4 protein-coding genes and 1 pseudogene are annotated in these 4,422 nt (G+C 69.5%); 2 read left to right on the top strand and 3 right to left on the bottom strand.

Annotated features, from left to right (window positions below; translation table 11 throughout):
• Positions 1–1,334: caspase family protein (locus E4O86_RS22325; RefSeq protein WP_205521052.1), on the bottom strand; the 1,334-nt coding region annotated here is incomplete at its 3' end.
• Positions 1,335–1,431: 97 nt separating this feature from the next.
• Positions 1,432–1,890, bottom strand: coding sequence for a DUF1036 domain-containing protein (locus tag E4O86_RS22320; protein WP_246206560.1), 459 nt, complete (start codon positions 1,888–1,890; stop codon positions 1,432–1,434).
• 276 nt (positions 1,891–2,166) lie between these two features.
• Between E4O86_RS22320 and E4O86_RS22315 the strand changes: the two genes are divergently transcribed.
• On the top strand, positions 2,167–2,667 hold the full coding sequence (locus tag E4O86_RS22315; protein ID WP_161142746.1) for a hypothetical protein: 501 nt from the start codon (positions 2,167–2,169) through the stop codon (positions 2,665–2,667).
• A 163-nt stretch (positions 2,668–2,830) separates the two neighbouring features.
• Positions 2,831–3,259 carry a hypothetical protein gene (locus E4O86_RS22310; protein ID WP_205521051.1) on the top strand — a complete coding sequence of 143 codons (429 nt, stop codon included), beginning with the start codon at positions 2,831–2,833 and terminating at the stop codon, positions 3,257–3,259.
• A 77-nt stretch (positions 3,260–3,336) separates the two neighbouring features.
• Here the strand turns inward: E4O86_RS22310 and E4O86_RS22305 are convergent.
• Positions 3,337–4,422, bottom strand: a pseudogene (locus tag E4O86_RS22305) (hypothetical protein); the annotation flags it as partial.

The following is a 4,422-nucleotide window of genomic DNA, read 5'->3' as shown; positions in this document are numbered from 1 at the left end:
CGCGCCCGCGCCGGCTGGGCGGCGACGGGTGCGCCGGCGAACGGTGCCGCGGCGAGCGAGGCGGGTGCCGGAACCTCCGATACCGGACCGGCGGAGCGCGCAGCCGGCTCGAGCGCCGCAACGGTGACGGCGGCCGCCGTCTGTTCGGGTCCGGCGGCCGTTTTCGGCTCCTGCGCGAGCGGGACGGCGACGGCCTCCTGTGCAGGCGCCGGGAGCCCGAAGATCTTCATCTTCGGCTGGATCGGCTCGCGCGGCGATGCGAGCGCCACCCGCGCTTCGGGGGGATCGATGCCCTCGATCACGAGTCCCGGCCGGCCCGGAACCCGCGCTGCGGCCTCCGCCGGCTGCCGGACCTGTTCAGCCTCCCTCCCGGCGATCCGCGCTTCCGCCGGGGCGGGCTGCGGCTCGGCGAGCTGCTGCGCCGGGGCCGCAACCCGCTCGTCCACGACGTCGTCGCCTTCGGCGTCCTGGATCGTCAGGCCCCAGCGCAGCGCGAGCTGCCGCAGGAGTTCCTTCTCCTCGGCCGTCGGCTTGGGATAGGCCTTCTTCTCCGGCACGAAGTAGAATTGCGAGCGGAGCGAGGACTGGTCCCAGGGGATCTGCTGGCGGAGCGTCAGCGTCTCGACCCGGTTGCGGACCCGGATCATCATGTCCGAGACGCTGATGCCCGGGACCTCCATGTTCTCCAGCAGCGCGGTCGTGAACGGGCTGTTGTCGCCCGCGCCGTCGCGCGTGATGTTGCCGGGCTGGGTCGCGAAGGCGACGAAGACGCCGCTTCCCGCTTCGATCTGGGCGAGGCCCTCAAGGCCGCCCTGGTCGCGCAGGCGCGGCGGGAGCGGGTTGTTCCGGCAGGCGTCGAGGAAGATCAGGGTCTGCCGGCCGCGTCCCTGCAGCGTCGTTATGATCGTGTTGAGGCTGAGCGTTTCCTGTTCGACGGCCCGCCGGTCCCTCAAAGCGGCGTCCGTCGGGACCAGGTAGTTCGTCCCGCCGAGCTGGAATCCGTGGCCCGAATAATAGAAGAGAACGGTTTCCGCGCCCGCCGCCTCCCGCCCGAACCCCTCGACGGCGTCTCTGAACCCTTGCCCGGGCGCATCCTCCACGCTGGTCACCTCGAACCCGAGCGCGCGCAGCCTCGCGGCGACCGCCCTGGAATCGTTGACCGCATTCTTCAGGAACTCCGCCGCGCGGTAATTCGAGTTGCCGACGACGAGCGCAAGCCGCCGCCCCGACGGATCGGCGCTGTTCGCGAAAGCGCCGTCGATCCCGACGATGGCCAAGACGGCCAGGAGCGCGAGCCAGAGGCCCGCTGCCCGGTCGTGCGACGCAATTCCCAACGGATCAGCTCTCCTTCAGCTGAAGAGGAAGGCTGTTCTTCTACATTAGCCAATGTCGCAGACGAGTGGAACCCGCCGGGCGCCGGTCCGCCGTGCGTCAGTTCCCGGGCCGGTTCTTGAGGAACACCGTCCAGCGTTCGACCGCCTGCGTGTCGACCTCGAAGAACTTCACGGAACGGTAGCCCCTCTGCCAGCACGCCTCGATGCCGGTGATGGTGAAGCGCCGGGGCCCCACGCACATCTCGGTGGTCCCGCGCAGGACCGGCTGGCCGAAGACGTCCTCCGCATAGATGTAGATGAACCGGTTCCAGAGTTCGTCGCGGATGACGTCGGCGCAGCGATTCGCGCCGATGGTCCACCAGCCCTCGGTCTGGAACTCGCCCTCGACCTCCTGCCCGACCGAGAGGTTCACGACGTCCAGCGTCTGGTTGCAGACGGTGAACTGGGCGGCGGCGCCCGGCGGATGAAGCAGCAGCACGGCGGCGGCGAGCATGGCGCAGCAAGCGAGCCGCGAGGGCGAAGCCGCCACGCGCCATTCGAGGCCGAGCCGGACCATCCGCAACCGCTTCCCTCCGCAGCGACAATCGCGACTTGAGCCCGCGCAGATCATTGGAAGCAGACGATCCGGCTTCGTCCGGAGGGGCGACGCCTCCGGCCGCCGATGGCGTTCGGGCAGCAGCACGACAGTCCTGCGATTTCTTCTGTCTTAAGCATTCCTTGGGAACTGGACCGGCAGTTTGCCATTGTGCTCGATGTGTTCTATCATCGCGAGCACTGACTGGAAGCCTGGACGATGCGGACAGCTTCAATTCTACTGATCGGCGCGGCGGGGATGGCGACCTTGGCCCTTTCGGGCCCCATCGCCGCGCAGGATGCCACGGTCGGCCGGCTACAGATCAGCTCGGCCTCTGACGATGCCGGCCTCGGCGCGAGCCGCGGGATCGAGATCGCGCTCGCGGACCGCGCGGACAGCGCGCCGCCGGCCGGAGCCCCGGCCGGACCCATGGATCACCTGCTCGTGCCGGCGGAGATGTCCGATCGGGACGCGACGCCGGATCCGGTCGCGCCGGCCGCCTTGGCCGCCGCTGAGCTTCCGTTGCAGGACGATGTCCGGCTCGATCACACCAGGCTTCCGGCGCCCCGCCCGGCGAAAGCCGTCACGGCATCCGCTGCCGCGGAACCGCGCATCTCCGAGGTGCAGGCCGAGCGGCGCCCCGCCCCGGTGCGTGCGGTCTCCGCCAGGCGCGGGGAAAACGTGCGCGTTGCGGCGCTCGGATCCGAACGCGTCAAGCTGAGGGTTCCCCTTCCCCCGCTCATCGGCGCGTTCCGGTAAGCAGGACCGGATCGTCCTTTGCCGGCCCGGGACCGAGATCAGGTCTCGGGCTTCGTCGTTTCCGGTCGGGAGGTGTGTCTTCCTTTCCCGCGGGGGCTTCGCTTAAAGTGCGCCTCCGGATCAGAGCGGCGGGGTGCCGGTCTCGTCAGCGGGGGAGATCCGCATGAAGCGGCAGACAGGCCTTTGGGGATCGCTGGCCGTGGCGATATTGCTCTCCGCCGCTCAAGGCGCCGCAGCGCAGGAGAAGGCCTTCTCTCTCGAGCTGAACACCGCTCGCGACGTGAACAATGGCTGCCGCCTGGTCTATGTCGCGCATAACGGCACCGGAATCGCGCTCGACAGCACCTCCTACGAAGTCGCCGTGTTCGATTCCGACGGCGGGTTCTCGCAGCTCCTCATCCTGGAATTCGGCAAGCTGCCCGTCGGGAAGACCAAGGTCGTGCAGTTCGACCTGCCGAACCAGCCTTGCGGGAAGATCTCGCGCCTCCTCGTCAACGACGTGGCCGACTGCAAGTCGGGAGGGCAGCCGGTCGACGTCTGCATGGGAGCGCTGAAGACAAGCACCCGGACGAAGGTCGGCTTCGATCTCTGAGACAGAGCACGGGACTCCGCCGGACCCAGCCGGAACGCCGCTGCGGAGTAGCGGGAGGTGCCGCGCCGGACCGCCGATCAGCCGCCGAGCTTGAAATACTTGGCCGCCGCCGCCGCCCGGATGTTCCTCCGTTCGATCTCCTCGAGAATGCGGGGGAAGAACGCCGAGGCGAGGACCGGTTCCGAAAGCTTCGCCGACCCGATCTCGCCGCCGCTCACCAGGACGAGGACGAGCTGGGGAACGGGCTCGGGCGTCGCAAGTCCGAGCTTGATGTTGAAGGAGGCGGAATCCTCCGTCCGTCTCAGATGCGGCTCTAGGCTGTAGACCACGCCCTCATTGTCGACGAGGTAGACTTCGGACCGGCGTCCGTTGAGCCGCTCGGCCGAACCCTGGATCGCATCCCCGCTCCGGATCACGTCGCTGCTGAGCGTCATGATGGGCCGCGCTTCGGGGCTCCCGGCGAGAGCCTTCAGGAAGTCCGCCACCGCGCACTGGCTCTGGTTGATGAGCCGCACCCCGATATTGGGCTCGATCTGGTAGGCAGCCTCGAAGGATTCGAGGAGCTTGTCGAAAGGCTGCGCGGACGTGCCGAAGCCCTCGACGTCGATCGTGTCTTCGGAAGCGTTCGTCGCGGTCGCATAGAAGCAGTCGCCGCCGCTATAGTCCTGCAGCCAGGCGATCCGCTGGGCGACGTTGCTCACCCGCGCGCTGGGGGGCGGCTCGACGCCCGCTCCCGGCGTCAGGGCGGCGACATCCTCGCCCGATCCAGCCGGCTTCGCCGTACCTTGCGGCGGCTGCTCCGCAGGCGTCAGCGTCGCCCGCTCCTCCCTGGGCGGGGCGCTCGCCAGGAAGGGGTCGAGCAGCCCGGAGAGATAGGCTCCGGCACCGGCGCCCGCGATGACGAGAACCAGCGCGGCATAGAGAAGCGCCCGCGACGAGCGCCCGCGGGGGCCGGCATCGCCGCGGCCTGCCGGCGGCACGCTCGGCACGGGGCGGTATGTCGGCTGGCGCCCGACGGCGAAGAAGTCGGCGGATGCCGGATCGGGCGGTTCCGACCGGCCAGGTGGCGAAGATCCGCCGGGGCGCATGCCGGGCGCGGCCGGTTCGCCCGGCCGTGCCTCTGCGGCGGGAAGGCTCGCCTGCCCGGGCCACGCCGAACCCGG

The organism is Propylenella binzhouense, assembly GCF_009866965.1.
In the GTDB taxonomy this organism is placed as follows: domain Bacteria; phylum Pseudomonadota; class Alphaproteobacteria; order Rhizobiales; family Afifellaceae; genus Propylenella; species Propylenella binzhouense.
The sequence above is the reverse complement of the archived record's forward strand: the minus strand, read 5'-3'. Positions and strand labels throughout refer to the sequence as shown.